Source organism: Exiguobacterium sp. ZWU0009 (assembly GCF_000798935.2).
Lineage (GTDB): Bacteria > Bacillota > Bacilli > Exiguobacteriales > Exiguobacteriaceae > Exiguobacterium_A > Exiguobacterium_A acetylicum.
This window is the reverse complement of sequence record NZ_CP018057.1, coordinates 406,648-421,075: the sequence shown is the minus strand read 5'-3', so window position 1 is coordinate 421,075 and position 14,428 is coordinate 406,648. Positions and strand designations below refer to the sequence as shown.

Here is a 14,428-nt window from a genome sequence, read left to right as displayed (position 1 = left end):
CCTTACGTCGTCAGAATCAGTGTCTCAAGTGGTGCGAGCTGGACCGTTCCACGATATGTCTCATCTTTTGTCAATGCTTGGTATGTTCCGTCTAACGTGACGTCCCGCGTTTCTTTCGTGTCATGGTTCATCAAGAAGAGGAAATCACGTTTTTCGCCATGACGACGCACGATTTCGACTTGATCCGGCGCCTCGATCATCTCGATGCCGGCCTCAGTGAACGCTTGACGGTAAATCGTATCGATCATCGCATCATCAATCGATGAGCCGATGTAGGTAATCATTCCTTTATAGGCATTGCGCGTCACAGCCGCTACACCCTCATAGAACGTATCTTCATAGACAGCGAGCGTCTCTGCTGTCGTTGGTGTGATGAGATCACACCAGAGGCGGGCTGTTGAGGATTGTCCTGCCATCTCGCCAATGCCTGCCACCTTGTGTTGTTGAACGGACTGGAGTGATTCGTATTCGTCGATTTCGATGCCCGCATACGGCGCGAATTTACCCGGTAACGTCGTTGGTACGACATGGTTCCGTGCATCCTTGACGCCTGTCCGGTACGTGAAGATGACATGACCACCTTGTTCCATGTACGCAATCAAGGCGTCATCGAACGTTGGATTCGTTAAGAAATAGAGCGGAACGATGATCAGTTTATAACGAGATAGATCATCACCTGGGAAGACGATGTCAGTTGCGACTTGTTGACGAACCGCTCCACCATAGAAGCGAACGAACTCCGTCCGGAAATCAAACGCATCACTGTGCGGCTGGTGTGTCCACGCCCAGACGTTTTCTTGATCGAAATAGACACCGACTTTCGCGTCATAACGGCTCGCGTTGATCTCATCGCCGTACGTATTCAGTTCTGTCATGATCTGTTTGACTTCTTCGAATTTCCGTTTCGGTTTTCCGTCATGATCGATGATGCCGTGACAGAACTCCTCTGTTCCGAAATGAGCAGCCCGGAAGCGGAAGTAGACGATCGCTTCTGCTCCCCGCGCGACCGCTTGGTACGTCCAGAGGCGAATATGCCCTGGTCGCGGCAAGTAACCGATTTTGCTCCAGCCTTGTGCGCCACTCAATTGTTCCATGACCCAAAATCCTTTTCCTTGCTTCGAAGAGCGGCAAAGATCGTGATCACTCGCCATCTTCTCGAACCGGTTCGGCTCCGGTAGTCCACCCCAGACTGGGTAGTTATCGAACGCCACGTAATCGAGGTCTTGCGCCATTTGTTGCTGATTGACCGCCATGTCACTGTAGACCAGATTGTGCGTGATGAAGACGTTCTCTGGAATGTAGCGACGTAAGACATCAACTTGTAATTTGTTGTAGTACGTATAGCCGTCGGCACAGAAGCGATCGAAGTCGACGAGCAAGGATGGGTTGTGTTCCTGATAGACTTTACGCGGTACCGGGATTTGCTCCCACGCCGTGTACGTCTGACTCCAGAAGACGGTTCCCCATGCTTCGTTCAAGGCATCGAGCGTTCCGTAACGGTTCTCTAACCAACGCTGAAAAGCAGCGCGGTCGACATCGCCGTAAGAACGATCCGATTTCTCATGCCCGTATTCATTATCCGTTTGCCACCCGATGACACGAGGATGTTGACCATATCGTTTCGCCATCTCTTCCGTGATCTTGACGGATAGACGCTGGTAGGTTTCGCTGTGGACCGTATAATGGCGACGAGCACCAAAGCTGATTGTCACACCGTTCTCATCGACCGGTAAGATTTCTGGATACTTCGTACATAACCAAGCCGGTGGTGTCGCAGTTGGTGTTCCGAGTACGATGTCGAATCCTTCCGCACTCAAGCGTTCGATGACGTCATCCCAAAAGCTGAAGTCATAGACGCCTTCTTCCGGCTCCATCATGGACCAAGCGAATTCTGCGAGACGAACGACGTTGACGCCAAGTTCCTTCATCAGCCGGAAATCTTCCTCCCATAGTGCTCGTGGTGTTTGTTCTGGATAATAATCGACTCCTAAATACATTGTGCTCCTCCTTACGCAAAAACAATTATTTTACTGCACCCGCCGTCATTCCTTTTTGGAAGAAACGTTGGAAGAAGATATAGAAGATCATCGTCGGTAAACTGATCAAAACAAGTGACGCGTAGATTTTTCCTGGGTCCCCACCGAGTGCATCTTTGAAGAAACTTGGTGCCATCGTCACTGTCTGATAGGCAGGATCCGTCATGAACGTAAGAACCATCAAGTATTCGTTCCATGAGTTAAGGAACGCATAGATTAAAGCTGTTGCGAGGGCTGGTTTTGCGAGCGGTAGCATAACTTTGAAGAAGACTTCAAGAATCGTCGCCCCATCGATATACGCGGCTTCCATCAGTTCGTTTGGTAGTTCATCGAAGTACCCTTTGATGAGCATCAGACCGAATGGTAAGAAGAATGCGACTTCCGCTCCGATCAGTCCCCAGTGGTTGTTCAGTCCGTCAAACGAACGGAGCGTGAAGAACAATGGAACGATCATCGAAGCGACGGGTAACATCAGACCCGCTAAGACCATGTTGAACAAAAGGCGTTTTCCAGCAAACTCAAGTTTCGAGAAGGCGAACGCCGCGAATGCCAGAATCGTGATCGAGATGATGATCATGAAGAAGGCAACGAAGAAACTGTTGAAGACGAACGTTGGGAAGTTCGGGTTTTGCAGTGTCGCGATATAGTTGTCGAATCCATTGATTCGGAGACTCTCTTTGAACATGACGAAAATCGGGAATAACCAGACGATTGATGCCAGCACCAATACAAGGTTGATCATCCAGCGGCTTTTTTTAGATTCTACATCCATGGGTCGTTCCTCCTTAGTTATCCATTTTCTTTTGTACGCGCAATTGGAAGTACGTGATGAGTAAGGCAATCGTCAACAGGATGATGGCAACAGCACTCGAGTAACCAACTTCCTGTTGCAACATCGATTTCCGGAATAGATAAGTCGAAATGAACTCCGTCGACGATCCCGGTCCGCCGGCTGTTGTGATCCAGACTAAGTCAAACGTCTTCAGACCACCGATGACACCGAGGATCGAAAGTGTGAACGTCGTTCCTTTCAAGTTCGGGAAGACGATGCTCCACAGTGTCCGGAAGAATCCAGCTCCATCGATTTTTGCTGCTTCGAAGATTTCCTTCTCAATCGTCAACATCGCCATGTAGTACATGACCATTGAAGAACCCGTCCACTGGAAGATGTTGATTGCAATGACGGAATAAAGCGCGATATCCGGGTCACCGAGCCAGTTCTGTTCGAGGCTACCGAGACCAATTGCACGGAGGAACTCATTGATGTAACCAAACTGGAAATCATAGATTTGTGAGAATGCCGCACCGAGTACGACAGGGCTCAAGACGACCGGGAAGAAGAAGACCGACTTCATCGCCGTCCGCATTGGTCCCGGTGTATGCAGGAAGTACGCCAAGACAAGACCGATACCGGCTTGGATCGTGACTGTTAAAATCGTGAAGATGAACGTATTCTTCAGCGAGAGATAGAAGTCTGGATCTTGGAACATCTCAGCATAGTTGTCGAGTCCGACGAACGCTTTGTCAAACGAGATTCCGTCCCACGAGAAGAACGAGTTATAGGCGTTATAGAAGATCCCATAATAGATGAAGCTGACGACGAACAAGACGATCGGGGCAACGAAAGCCCATCCGACCATGTTCCGCTTCATGTTCTTTTTCTTCCTTGGCGCAGGCGTACGTGTCGCTACCGGCTGGAGCGGTTCTGCTTTTGGTTTAATCGGCAATTCCTGTCGCTCTGTCTGCATATGGATTCCCCACTTTCCTCAAGTCCAAAAATCAGGAAGTGGCACGCAGGCGTACCACTTCACTGTCGAGTCTTATTTCGCTGATTGATCCGCTGCGTCTTGAACGCGTTGTAATGCTTCTTTCGGATCTTGTCCTGTCGCGATATTTTGAAGTTCCTTACCGAGGATATCGTTTAATTTCGTATCCCGGATACCACGGCTAGCAACCGCTTTTGCTAATGTTTCGTTCAACATCTTGTACGACTCTTTTTCACCTTCCGATGTGAAGGCAGCATCTGAATCGACTTTGACGTCCTTGATTCCAGGTGCCATCTCGAACTCACCCATGTAGACTTCTTGTCCTTTTCCTTGGCTCATGAAGGCGATGAACTCCGCTGCACCTTCTTGTTGTTTTGACTCTTTGTTGACACCAAGTGCCATGTCGATCGATGCGATGACGGGTTGCTCTGTTCCGCCTGCTAAGTTCGGGAGTGGAACGAATCCGAGCTCATCATCGATTTTCCATTTTTCTTTTTTCTCTTTCGTCGTCATCGAGTGTGCTTCCCATGAACCGATGACCCACATCGCTGCTTTTTTATCGAAGAATTGGTTCATCCCGTCATTGTACGTCGCTAAACCAAGTGCACCTTCTTGGAAGACTTTATCCTTGAAGAGGTCTTGCCAGATTTGCGCTGTTTTGACCATCTCGTCGTCTGTCCACTTCGCTTCACCCGAAAGAACTTTTTGGATGTAGCCTGGTGCGACTTGGTGACTGAGGACGTTGTAGACGTCGATATCGATCCACGCATCTTTTGCTCCGAGCATGAGTGGGATGACTTTATCGCCTGAGTCTTTGATCTTCTTGACTGCACTGACTGTTTCTTTGTAGTTCTTCGGTGGTGTCACGCCGTATTTGTCGAGCATCGTCTTGTTGTACATCAAGTACGCTTGACCTGTGAACCCGATTGGCACTGCATATTGTTTACCGTCGAGTGTCGTTTGTTCGATTCCAAGCTCGACGAACTTGTCTTTCCAGCCTTTGCCTGCTGCTTTATCCATGTACGAATCAACGGGTACGACACGATCCTTGTACTGCTGGATCATCGGTTCTTTTAGACCGATGATGTCTGGACCCTTACCTGACAACATCGCGACTTGTAATTGTTTTTCATAGTCTTCACTGTAGCGTTTGAATTGAACGACGTATTTGTCTTGCGATTCGTTGAACGCATCAACGACTGCTTTCCCCGCTTCTGGTTGTGGCGCCCAGCCCCACCATGTGACGATCGTCTTGCCGTCTTTCGTTTTCGTTTGTTGCTCGTCTTCGCCACCACAAGCAGCAAGGAATGCGGATAATGTTAGGACTGATGCTGCAGCAACGAGTTTCGTTTTTTTGAATTTCATGTAAGAGCTCCCCTTTTATGTGTAAGTAGTCAAGCGTATCGTCTAGCGTGTTCCCCTTCAATTTGTGCTTTTTTGCACCATTCTTCGATCACTTTCGTCTGAATCGGCATTCCCTGTAGCTGAATCAATACGCGGGCAATCAATCGAAGACGGTACGCCAGCGTATCAACGTCCGGTCGGACGAAGAGATAGAACTCCCCACCGAGCGTTAAACAACCGGCAGAGCGCATGTGTTGCATGAGTGCGCGTAATTCAATGTATCCGCTCTCATTTTTTCGAATGTGTAGCTCGGATGAACGGATCGTCAGGACCCCTTGTACCGATGACATCCGGAATTGAAACACACCGTCACGTCGTGGTCGGACGAGCACGATATCCTGCTCGTCTGTCGGGACATCGCCTGGACCCTGTTCTGTCATCTGTTGCGTCGACCGATGAAAATAAAAACCGCGGATTGCTCCGTAACGCCCGAAAGCTTCACGGTACGAAACCCATGGATCGTATGGTTCCATTGCGCGATGCCTCCCTTTCCTGCTTCAGCTTGATTAGCCCTTGCTAACCTGCATCCACCTCCACTTAGTTGACCATGAACTTAGTAAATTAAATTTATTATCTAACTTTACATCGACTATAGCATATCACTTTTTAATTTGTAAACGGTTTCATTAAATTATTTTTGAATAACAAAACCGATTCCATCTCCTGCTGGTTCGCAAGACACGGAATCGGTTCATTAAATCGTTTGAAATAAACTGTTCGTTGCAAGGGCCGCCGCACTGAGTGCTCCCTGTTTTTCACCCCATGGGACCATCTTGACATCGGTTTCACGTGAAGCAGCGGTCAACGCCGTGTGCTCGACCCGTTCCTTGATTTGATCAACGATCGTCGGTGCGAGCTCGAACATTGGTCCCCCAAGTAAAATCCGGCGTGGATTCAGGAGATGAATTGTATTCAAGACACCGATTCCGATGTATTCCCCCGCCCGTTCATACGCCCGAACCGCCTGCTCGTCTCCCTCGTTCAACCGCTTGCGCAAATCAGCAAGCGTCGAGACTTGTGGATCAACGACCGCATAATCCCGTAACAATGCTTTTTCACCTGCTAGTGCTTCTAGACATCCCCGGTTCCCGCACGAACAAATCGGACCGTCGAGATCAAGACGCATATGTCCGACCTCTCCCGTAATATGATGTTGTCCGTCGACAAGCTGTCCGTCGAGCACATAAGCACCCCCGATACCTTCCCCAGCATAGAGATAGAAAAATTGTTCGACCCCGACGCCTTCACCGAACAATAACTCAAACGAAGCGAGTGCCCGGACATCATTTTCGATGAAGACAGGATAGTCAAAGCGTGCTTCGAGTTGTACCTTCAACTCAACGTCATGCAGGTGAAAACGTGGAGCAAAAAGAATGACACCTGTCTCCGGATTGACCATCCCGTGGACGGAGATCCCGATGCCGTGAATCGTTCCTCGTCCTTCTGTCTGTGCAATCAAGGTCTCGCATAAGCGTCCGATTGCTTCGACCAGTTCTTCATTCGTCTCAAAGCGTCCCACGGCTTCGGACTCATGAATCGTGTTCCCACTTAAATCAGCAACGACACCGATGAATTGGTGACTAGTTGCATCGATGCCGATGACGTACTGTTCTGTTGCGACGAGTTCGAGCATGATCGGTTTTCGTCCCCCGTTTGATATCCCGAGCTCTCGCTCTGTCACGAGTTGTTCTGCAATCAATTCACTGACGATGTTTGATACCGTCGGCTTCGTCAAGTTCGTCCGTTGTGCTAACTCGACCCGCGAAATCGGTTGATGCATCCGAATCAGTCGCAAGACGAGTGCTCGATTATAGGAACGCATCCATTTAGAATTACGCGGTGTTTCTTTCGCCATGTCCCCCTCAACCCCTTTGGTCTGTCTCTTTACTATCTTCGCATATTTTGTAAGGGATTTCACGGTCTCATCAAAAAACCGTTCATCTGCTGAACGGTTTTTGTGCACTTTCATGCTTCGTCATATGGTTGTTCCAAAATCAAGACACGTGAACCGTCCGGATTCTCGGTCAGTTCGATTTCGACGATGGCTTGACCGACAAGCAAGACGATTGGTAGAGAAGGATCATTTTCACGGAAGAAACCGATTTTCCCGTGGTGTGCATCCATATAGTCCGCATATAAAAATGTGCCGTTGACGTGCAACTCATCCGTCACTCGATTGAACGTCAAGCGTGGGACACCGTACCAGGCTTCCCCATTCAAATAAAGCAACGGACGTTCGCCGACCGATTCATTCATCGCCCGTCGGACCTCGATCGCCCCCGTCGTATCGTAATACAATCGATCCTGACCACGTGTCGCGATGACGATCGGATGTTTCTGATACAAGACGACTTCTAAAATTTCATCTGCTTGTTCGACGAAATAGCCAGTCTCATCCGACTGGGCAAAACTAATCGTATACAGCTGCATCCAGGAAACAATATCCGTCACTTGAACCGGTTTATGAAAAAGCGCAGAAACAAGCAGTGTTTCTTGCGGAGTCACAATCAGATTGACGGAGATATCCGCTAAGCGGATCGTCCGGATTTGTGTCGAAGGATACGTATGGTCATAACTCGGAACAAGCATCGCTTCATAGTGATCATCCTTTTCGACCAGTTCAATCGACGGCATGCGTCGATCAAAATCCGCAATTTGAATTCGTTTCATCCGACATCTCCTCTCACTTTCGCTAACAGCCTCACGCAAGTTATTACCCAATATCTGGTTTTCGTGCACTCCCCTGAATTCAAAAAACCGGAACGCATGCGTCCCGGTCATTGTAGATACAGATCATATAGTAGATATAGAATGCCTCCGACGATGATTAAAAATGAGAAGATGCCCGCTTTCCCAAAAAAGACGCGATCGACGGTTTCATCCCGTTCGAATCTTGGCTTCGTCATACAGTACCGCTCCCTTTAACAAACTCGTAGTACTTTATTCATTTCGACATCCACCATCCTATCCCTTGTTATGATCTGTCATTTCATTCCATTTGCGAAATAAATCAATGTTTCGGTCTCATCTTCTGTCAACGATCGTCCGGTCTCTTCTGCATACAAGGTTCGCATATCCTTCAGTCGTCCTTCGGTCGCTTTCGTTACGCGAATGGCTCGACGCAACATCTTGACCTCTTCTTCAAATTCTGACTTTGGCATCGCTTCTCCATGCGACCAGATATAATAGTCGGTATCTAAACGATCCAGTGTCGCTAGTAAACGCGTCGTCCGCTCAACCGTATAATTCACCTTCGGCGAAAAGATATCGGCATACATGGCGTCACCTAAGAACACGACACGTTCTTCCGGGATGTAGACGAGTAGGCTTCCTGGAGAGTGATCATTTTCGACTTCGATCAGTTGGCAATGCACCCCACCTAAATCGAGATCCAGTTGTCTTTCAAAGCCGATCGTCGGTAAGACAATTTCGATATCGCGTGTCACACCGAACTCGAGCTTGATCGCGTCGGCGCAAAACGGAATCTCAATGCCTTGATCCATTCGTTCTTGCAGTGCTTCATCCGTCCAGGCATACGGCTGCATCTCCTTCATATGCGTGATCGTTTGCTTGGTCGCAATTGATGGGAGACCAAGATGTTTCATTCCAAAAATATGATCCCAGTGCCAGTGTGTCAATGCCAACAAGGTCGGCGATCCAAGTTCATGTATCTTCATTTCTTCTAAGAATAGTGCTGCATGGGCTGAAGAGTTCCCCGCATCAATCATCAATTGATGGTTCTCCCCGCGCACGACAGCGAGAATCGGGCGGTCCGTCTCGCTGACCGGTGTCTGATACCAAATCCGTGAAGTCAGTTGTTTGAAGTGTTGCATGCTCTACCTCCTTATCATCTGCTCTTAGTATACGTCATGACAAAACCGGGTTCATCTAGAAGACGAACCCGGTCTGCTTAGTTGTTATTTTTTAGCGTTTGGTCGAAACGGCCACCAGACTCCTTTACCGAACGATACCGTGATTGCTGGAATCAAGAGTGGTAAGACGATCAAACCATACAAGAGTAGACCTGTGATGACGATCGTCGCGATTTGAACGAGACTCAAGACACCAGACGGCATCATCGCCCCGAAGGTTCCTGCAAGAATAATCGCTGCCGTGATGATGACAGACCCCATTTTTTTCATCGACAGGAACATCGCTTCCTTCGTATCGAGTCCGTTGATCGTCTCTTCCCGGAAACGGTCGAGTAGGAAGATCGAGTAGTCGATACCAAGGGCAATCAACATGACGAATCCGAAGAACGGAACAGCCCAACTGATACCGTCATATCCGAGTCCGTTGACGAAGATCAGCTCTGCGATCGACATCGACGTATAATACGTTAGCAATAACGAACCAATCATGAACAACGGCATGATCAATGAACGGAACATGATCGCTAGAATCACGAAGAGACTGATCAGCATGACCGTCACCGTTCGTTTGAAATCGGCTTTTGACGTATCGTTTAAATCACTGTTGACGCTTGAGATCCCACCGTATGCAACACTGCTGTCTTCAAATGGTGTATCTTTGATTGTCTTCGCTGTCGTCTCTTTGATCGCAGCGACAGTTTGAATCGCTTCTGGAGAATACGGATCATCCTCGAGGATGACTTCGAACTTCAATCCCGTCTGTTGATCAATCGCGTAACGATCAATCGCTGGTTTAAAGGCTTTATCCGATAGCGTATCTTTTGGTACGAACACACCTGTCCCCCGAATCGATGTCGCTTGTCCCATCTCGGTCAGAAGATCCGAGATTTCCTCAAGACCACTTTCAATTTTCGTCAGTCCTTCGTTCGCTTGACCGACACCATCCGCAAGTTGTGTTAATCCGTTCCCCAACTGACCGGCTTGCGCTCCTTGAGACGCGATACCGCTCGCTGCTTGACTAATGCCAGCTTGAACTTGGCTCAATTGACCAGACAATGCATTCAACGTTCCGACGGTTTGCGGGATGTTTTGGGTCGATTGTAACCCTTGACCGACAAGCGTCAACTGTTGGTTGATTTGCCCGAGTCCGTCTGCTGCTTGTTGCAACTGACTCGCACCTGCTGAAGCCGCGTCTCCTGCCGGTAGCTGTCCTGTGATACCGTTGAGATTATCTTCAACGGTCGTCAGACCAGACTGAACGTCCCCAAGACCAGCTGTTGCTTCTTTCATGCCATCAGCAACTTGTTTTAATTGACGATCGACGTAGAAATCATTGATGACTTCGCCTGTCGGACGAGAAATCGAACGAACCGATTTGACCCCGTCAATCTTCACCAGTTCGCGACTGAGTTGTTCCGCATAAGGAACTGTTTTTTCAGTAATCAAATCATCGTCACTCTTCAGGATGACGTTGACCGGGAGCGACTCACCTGCACCAAATCCATCCGAGATCGCATTGAGTCCTTTGACCGTCTCATACTTCGCACCAATCTCATCGACGGTATTAAACGAAAGGTCATCATCATACGTAAAGAGTGTCGGGACCGTGACGATCGCAACGATGATCATCGCAAGCAACGGACGACGGATTGATAATCCACCATAATGTGCCCAGAGCTTGCTATCCTGGTGACTCGCTGCCTTCTTAGATGGCCAAAATAGCTTTTCTTTTAATGTCGCCATGAAGAATGGAACGAGTGTGAACAAAACAAGTAAGAGTACGGCAATCCCGACCGCAACGGCGACCGATGACTTAAAGATCGGGAAGTCCGCAAAACCGATCGCTGAGAAACCGACAAGAACAGCGAGACCACTGATTAGTAACGTACGCCCTGCTGTCTTATACGTGTTGACGATTGCTGTCTCAACGTCGTGCCCTGCCGTCAACTCTTCCTTATACCGGCTCAGGAGCAAGATACAATAATCCGTCCCAATCCCGAATAGAATGGCGACGAGGAAGATTTGCGTATAGTTCGATACCGGGAAGCCGAACCAATCGACGAAAAAGGCGACGAGTGATTGACTGATCAGGTACGTAAACCCAACTGCAACGAGTGGGACGAACGGTGTGACGACTGAACGGAAAACGAGCAGAAGCAGTCCGAAAATCAATCCGACGGTAATCAGTTCTGTCCGCTTCAATCCTTCTTGTGAGCTCGTATTAACGTCATCGTTGATTAACGCTTCACCCGTTAGATAGATCGTTTGATCCTTTGGTAAGAGATCCGTCCGGATTTGTTTTGCCAGTTTGACGATTTCTTCTTGCGAACCGTCGACTGTAATCGGCACGAGGACCGTCTTTTTATCTTTTGAGACGAGCTGTCCTTCCGTCTCTTTGTTTTCAAACGGATCCAGCACATCCGTGACCGGACGATCAAGTGCTTCTAAATCCTGAACGATTTGTCCGATCGACTTTCGATCGGCATCGCTGACTTTGTCTTTGAGCGGAATGACAAGCGAGATCGTTTCTTCGCTGGCCCCCGCTTTTTCTAAAATGTCAGCTGCCCGTTGCGAATCAGCATCATTTGCAAGCTGAATCGCACCTGCTTCTTCTGCTTGTTTAGCCAAGTTTGGTGCCGTAAATAGTAAACCTACTGTAACGATGAGCAATAACGCAAGAATTGCCCAGCGCCATTTGACGATTTGTCGCATATCCGATTCTCCTCTTCCTTCTATCTGTTTTTAGTCATTCAACTGCAAAATCTCTTTAATCTTTTTGAAGGTTTCGATGAACTGAATGATTTCTTCTTCCTCGACCTTTCCTTCAATCAAATTCTCAAGATACGTATAGATTTCTTGCTCCGCTTCTGTTGCCACTAACCGACCTGATTCCGTCAACGAAATGTACTTCGTCCGGTGGTCGTCTTCTCGTCGTTCGACGATGACGAGACCTTTTTCCGTCAACTTTTTCAGCCGGTTGGAGATGGCACTTTTGTGAACACCCTGCACTGCCGCGAGACGACCGGACGAAATCGGTCCATATTTTCCGACGAGCTTCAACACATGAAGTTGCTCCGGTGAATACATTTGCCAAACGGGTGCTTCGACCGACTTCAACACACGTTCTGTTCCGTGGATCATGACTTCTTCAAACAGGAGGACTGCTTCACGTAAATTGTCTTTCATTTTTAGTTTACCCCCTAAACTTACGAAGTTAGTTTAGCCCCTCAACTAGAAGGCTGTCAACTCTAAACTGTCACAACTTACAGATGCAGAACATGACCAATTTCTGTATGATAAAAGAAGAGAGGAGCTTGCTTATGTTGACTTTGTTTTGGATTGCGTTAGTCATCTGTCTCGTAGGTCTTGTCTTTACGTTACGGATTGCCAAGCAACCAGCAGAAGAAAAGTATGACCATAAAACTTCGGCCAAAAACATGTCTTGGATGTATTTTATTTTTCTTCCGATCATTTTGATTTTATTAGGCATCTTCTATTATTTTTTAACATGACATGAAACAGCACACATCGTCTGATGTGTGCTGTGTTTTATCACTTCAAGGTTTTAGGACGGACGATATAGATATCGCATTTTGCATAACGGGAGATGTTTTCAGAGACACTCCCGATCATGATGCGTTCCATCGCATTCATCCCGACCGCCCCGCAGACGATCAACCCAGCACCGACACGTGGTGCGATGACCTTCGGAATCAATGTTTTGGGAGAGCCATTTTCGATGACCAGTTCAACTGTCTCGATGCCTGCTTCTCGTGCCCGCTTCTCGTAACGATCGAGCAGTCCTTGTGCATATTCCGTGACGTTTTGATCAATGAAACGCTTATTGGCACGTACATTAGCAAATGTCTGAATATCAATGACATGGGCGATAACGAGTTTAGCACGATCGAGTTTGGCAAATTTCACTGCCTTTTCAAAGGCAAGATCTGCCGTCTTTGATCCATCGACTGCCACTAAAATCGTATGATACTGGCTCTCCATCAAGAATCATCCTTTCTGCACGACTCTCTTACAGCATCCGGTCATTTTCATTTTCGAGGGCGCGGTTTTCGTGATCAAGTTTCCGTTCTGCCTCGATCCCTTCTGGTTCAGTCTCCAAAATACTTTTTGGTTCCGGCGCAGGACGTGCTGCTCCTGCCTCGTCTGCTAACAGGACATACTCACCTTGCTGGACACGTAAGACATGCTGACGAATATCCGACTCTGGTAACCCAAGTTCCGTAAAGGCAGTTTGAATTTCCTCAGCCGAAGACGGTTTGCCTGTAAACCGCTCAAACAGCGTCCGTTTCCCGGAGACGAGTTGAGCCGCTGATTGTCCACGTAACATCGCCATATCGGTCTTGTCTTGTAACACGACATACAGATCCTCTTCTAAATAACCCGCAAAATGTAAATCCTCGATTTTTCGAATCAAATCCGTTTCATTTTGATAGACACCAATCCATTGTTTTTTTCCCATGACACACGTCTCCCCCTTTTATAACAGCTATATGGGATATACCCCAAATTCACCTAAAACATGACTAAGACGAAGAAGACTTCGGTGATTGCTGTCGAAAAAGACGTTGCCGTTTATAAAAGACGTAATAGCACAACAGTAAAGCACCTACGATCCCGATTCCTGTTACGATTTGTTGCACAAGAGCGAGGCGATCGTTAAAGAACAGTCCAATCAAATACCAGACGAGCGTGAGACCAAACACCCAGTCGGAATGAATGATGACAAACAAGAGTCCTCCGATAATCGCTACGACGAGTGCGAGCGTACTCCATTGCTGTTCGGAAAGACCAAATAGCGAAGTGAACTGAAAATCGGATAAGATCCGAAATGGTAAAATCAACAACATCGTACTCATCCAGGCGAGCAGGACTGAAATCGGAGAGCGCATCCAAGGCGATCGTCGCGGATGGTGTTGAATTTTCATATAAACTAAGCACAGACTAATGAATGAAATCGTTGTCCAGACAAGTTCCCATGGTGGTCCGGTCATACTACTGACGCCAAGCGTCACGAGTGATAACGCGAGCCATCCTCCGATATCTTCAATCAGTTCTCGATCTGCAGGAAAGGCACGAACCGGTCGAATACACCAAATTAACAACGTCGTGAACACGACACCTGTAATCGCATCGAAAAAAGATGCTGGAACAAGAGGCAACGCAGGAATGGTGACCGGATTTGACCAAACGACGCGCGCTAGCAATGCAAAGAGGAATGCTCCTATATTCATGAGGCGTAAAAATGTTAAATACTGCACGTCCCTCTTCACCTCCTCGTTCATTCTGTTATTCAATTCCCCTTGCAAGAGGCAGAAAAACAAAAATGTCG

At 47.9% G+C, this 14,428-nt stretch carries 15 protein-coding genes; 1 reads left to right on the top strand and 14 read right to left on the bottom strand.

Annotation, left to right across the window (positions count from 1 at the left end):
• Positions 1-2 precede the first annotated feature (2 nt).
• The 11 genes from L985_RS02240 to L985_RS02195 all read right to left on the bottom strand — a co-directional run bounded on the left by L985_RS02240 (position 3) and on the right by L985_RS02195 (position 12,264).
• A complete protein-coding gene (locus L985_RS02240) occupies positions 3-1,997 on the bottom strand; it encodes a beta-galactosidase (protein ID WP_047391602.1) in 1,995 nt (664 codons plus the stop codon).
• 25 nt (positions 1,998-2,022) lie between these two features.
• Positions 2,023-2,808 (bottom strand): carbohydrate ABC transporter permease, encoded by a 786-nt coding sequence (locus tag L985_RS02235; RefSeq protein ID WP_023466970.1) that lies wholly within the window; start codon positions 2,806-2,808, stop codon positions 2,023-2,025.
• 13 nt (positions 2,809-2,821) lie between these two features.
• Positions 2,822-3,784 (bottom strand): carbohydrate ABC transporter permease, encoded by a 963-nt coding sequence (locus tag L985_RS02230; protein ID WP_029343340.1) that lies wholly within the window; start codon positions 3,782-3,784, stop codon positions 2,822-2,824.
• 72 nt (positions 3,785-3,856) lie between these two features.
• The gene (locus tag L985_RS02225; RefSeq protein ID WP_029343338.1) at positions 3,857-5,167 is read right to left on the bottom strand and encodes an ABC transporter substrate-binding protein; all 1,311 of its coding nucleotides are present in this window, start codon (positions 5,165-5,167) and stop codon (positions 3,857-3,859) included.
• 29 nt (positions 5,168-5,196) lie between these two features.
• Positions 5,197-5,679, bottom strand: coding sequence for a hypothetical protein (locus L985_RS02220; protein WP_047391606.1), 483 nt, complete (start codon positions 5,677-5,679; stop codon positions 5,197-5,199).
• Positions 5,680-5,900: 221 nt separating this feature from the next.
• Entirely contained in the window at positions 5,901-7,061 is a 1,161-nt protein-coding gene (locus tag L985_RS02215; protein WP_029343336.1) for an ROK family transcriptional regulator, read from the bottom strand.
• 110 nt (positions 7,062-7,171) lie between these two features.
• Entirely contained in the window at positions 7,172-7,876 is a 705-nt protein-coding gene (locus L985_RS02210; protein ID WP_047391610.1) for a hypothetical protein, read from the bottom strand.
• A gap of 107 nt (positions 7,877-7,983) precedes the next feature.
• Positions 7,984-8,112 (bottom strand): hypothetical protein, encoded by a 129-nt coding sequence (locus L985_RS17200; RefSeq protein WP_255415721.1) that lies wholly within the window; start codon positions 8,110-8,112, stop codon positions 7,984-7,986.
• A gap of 78 nt (positions 8,113-8,190) precedes the next feature.
• Positions 8,191-9,039: an MBL fold metallo-hydrolase gene (locus L985_RS02205; RefSeq protein ID WP_047391613.1), complete on the bottom strand. Its 849-nt coding sequence runs from the start codon at positions 9,037-9,039 to the stop codon at positions 8,191-8,193.
• A gap of 84 nt (positions 9,040-9,123) precedes the next feature.
• The gene (locus L985_RS02200; RefSeq protein ID WP_047391618.1) at positions 9,124-11,790 is read right to left on the bottom strand and encodes an MMPL family transporter; all 2,667 of its coding nucleotides are present in this window, start codon (positions 11,788-11,790) and stop codon (positions 9,124-9,126) included.
• Positions 11,791-11,820: 30 nt separating this feature from the next.
• Positions 11,821-12,264 (bottom strand): MarR family transcriptional regulator, encoded by a 444-nt coding sequence (locus L985_RS02195; RefSeq protein WP_029343331.1) that lies wholly within the window; start codon positions 12,262-12,264, stop codon positions 11,821-11,823.
• Between the two features lie 134 nt (positions 12,265-12,398).
• Here L985_RS02195 and L985_RS02190 point away from each other — a divergent pair, with 134 nt between their 5' ends.
• Complete coding sequence (locus L985_RS02190; protein WP_029343330.1) at positions 12,399-12,590, top strand: hypothetical protein; 192 nt, start codon at positions 12,399-12,401, stop codon at positions 12,588-12,590.
• 40 nt (positions 12,591-12,630) lie between these two features.
• Here the strand turns inward: L985_RS02190 and L985_RS02185 are convergent, their stop codons facing one another.
• From L985_RS02185 to L985_RS02175, 3 genes are all read right to left on the bottom strand, one after another.
• Entirely contained in the window at positions 12,631-13,080 is a 450-nt protein-coding gene (locus tag L985_RS02185; RefSeq protein ID WP_029343329.1) for a universal stress protein, read from the bottom strand.
• A gap of 28 nt (positions 13,081-13,108) precedes the next feature.
• Entirely contained in the window at positions 13,109-13,558 is a 450-nt protein-coding gene (locus L985_RS02180; RefSeq protein ID WP_029343327.1) for a general stress protein, read from the bottom strand.
• Positions 13,559-13,622: 64 nt separating this feature from the next.
• Positions 13,623-14,330 carry a hypothetical protein gene (locus L985_RS02175; protein ID WP_148662004.1) on the bottom strand — a complete coding sequence of 236 codons (708 nt, stop codon included), beginning with the start codon at positions 14,328-14,330 and terminating at the stop codon, positions 13,623-13,625.
• Positions 14,331-14,428: the final 98 nt, after the last annotated feature.

Excerpts from the sequence above, each read along its gene's own strand:
- L985_RS02240 (WP_047391602.1), bottom strand. The coding sequence starts at position 1,997 with ATGTATTTAGGAGTCGATTATTATCCAGAACAAACACCACGAGCACTA.
- L985_RS02235 (WP_023466970.1), bottom strand. The coding sequence starts at position 2,808 with ATGGATGTAGAATCTAAAAAAAGCCGCTGGATGATCAACCTTGTATTG.
- L985_RS02230 (WP_029343340.1), bottom strand. The coding sequence starts at position 3,784 with ATGCAGACAGAGCGACAGGAATTGCCGATTAAACCAAAAGCAGAACCG.
- L985_RS02225 (WP_029343338.1), bottom strand. The coding sequence starts at position 5,167 with ATGAAATTCAAAAAAACGAAACTCGTTGCTGCAGCATCAGTCCTAACA.
- L985_RS02220 (WP_047391606.1), bottom strand. The coding sequence starts at position 5,679 with ATGGAACCATACGATCCATGGGTTTCGTACCGTGAAGCTTTCGGGCGT.
- L985_RS02215 (WP_029343336.1), bottom strand. The coding sequence starts at position 7,061 with ATGGCGAAAGAAACACCGCGTAATTCTAAATGGATGCGTTCCTATAAT.
- L985_RS02210 (WP_047391610.1), bottom strand. The coding sequence starts at position 7,876 with ATGAAACGAATTCAAATTGCGGATTTTGATCGACGCATGCCGTCGATT.
- L985_RS17200 (WP_255415721.1), bottom strand. The coding sequence starts at position 8,112 with ATGACGAAGCCAAGATTCGAACGGGATGAAACCGTCGATCGCGTCTTT.
- L985_RS02205 (WP_047391613.1), bottom strand. The coding sequence starts at position 9,039 with ATGCAACACTTCAAACAACTGACTTCACGGATTTGGTATCAGACACCG.
- L985_RS02200 (WP_047391618.1), bottom strand. The coding sequence starts at position 11,790 with ATGCGACAAATCGTCAAATGGCGCTGGGCAATTCTTGCGTTATTGCTC.
- L985_RS02195 (WP_029343331.1), bottom strand. The coding sequence starts at position 12,264 with ATGAAAGACAATTTACGTGAAGCAGTCCTCCTGTTTGAAGAAGTCATG.
- L985_RS02190 (WP_029343330.1), top strand. The coding sequence starts at position 12,399 with ATGTTGACTTTGTTTTGGATTGCGTTAGTCATCTGTCTCGTAGGTCTT.
- L985_RS02185 (WP_029343329.1), bottom strand. The coding sequence starts at position 13,080 with ATGGAGAGCCAGTATCATACGATTTTAGTGGCAGTCGATGGATCAAAG.
- L985_RS02180 (WP_029343327.1), bottom strand. The coding sequence starts at position 13,558 with ATGGGAAAAAAACAATGGATTGGTGTCTATCAAAATGAAACGGATTTG.
- L985_RS02175 (WP_148662004.1), bottom strand. The coding sequence starts at position 14,330 with ATGAATATAGGAGCATTCCTCTTTGCATTGCTAGCGCGCGTCGTTTGG.